Raw genomic sequence first — 884 nt, 5'->3', positions numbered from 1 at the left:
CCATCACACCAACAAAAGCGCCTAGCGCCAACAATAACAAAAATAAAGAGACGGTCACGATTACCTACTTTTTCCCTGCACGAACGAAGCCTGCAAAACCTTGTTGGATAAAGAAATCATGCATCATTTGATGAATCTCCTCTCCGTACGATTTTGTCATCGCCTGTTCCGCTAGTTTTTCTAGTTCCTGTTGTTGGCTATGACGAATCAAATACTTCACCTTAGCCACGTTAGATGTGTTCATACTTAAGCTGGTGTATCCCAACCCAAGTAATAAGAGCGCACCAAATGGATCACCGGCTAATTCACCGCAGATGCACACTGGCACATGATATTTATCGCACACGTCATGAATCTGTTTGAGTGCTAACAGCACTGCCGGATGCATGGATTCATAGACATCAGCGACGCGGGAATTGTTCCGATCCACCGCCAGTAAATACTGAGTTAAGTCGTTAGTACCAACAGAGACAAAATCCACTCGATGCGCGATGGCAGGAAGCAGATATACCATCGATGGTACTTCGATCATCACCCCGACCTTTGGAGCCTGGATACGCTCATCAAGCAAGACAACTTCGCTGTAGGCTTGGTTGATCAGCGTCATCGCATCATCCAGCTCTTTAATACCAGATACCATGGGTAACAAGATACTTAAATTACCACTTTCAGCACTGGCTCTTAGCATCGCACGCAATTGAATCAAAAAGATATCAGGATGATCTAACGTAAAGCGAATCCCGCGCCAACCTAAAAACGGATTGTCCTCTTCGATTGGCAGGTATGGCAATGGTTTATCACCACCGATGTCCAGAGTACGCATCACCACGCGTTGGTTCGAGTAGCTGTTTAATATTGCTCGATATTGATGATACTGCTCATCT

1 protein-coding gene is annotated in these 884 nt (G+C 45.2%); it reads right to left on the bottom strand.

The window, feature by feature from the left end; genetic code table 11:
* Positions 1-64: 64 nt before the first annotated feature.
* On the bottom strand, positions 65-884 hold an 820-nt coding region (locus R7Q48_RS25700; RefSeq protein WP_318132990.1), incomplete at its 5' end, for a putative PEP-binding protein.

The sequence above is a fragment of the Vibrio sp. 378 genome (genome assembly GCF_033339435.1).
This window is presented reverse-complemented; position numbering and strand designations above follow the sequence as displayed.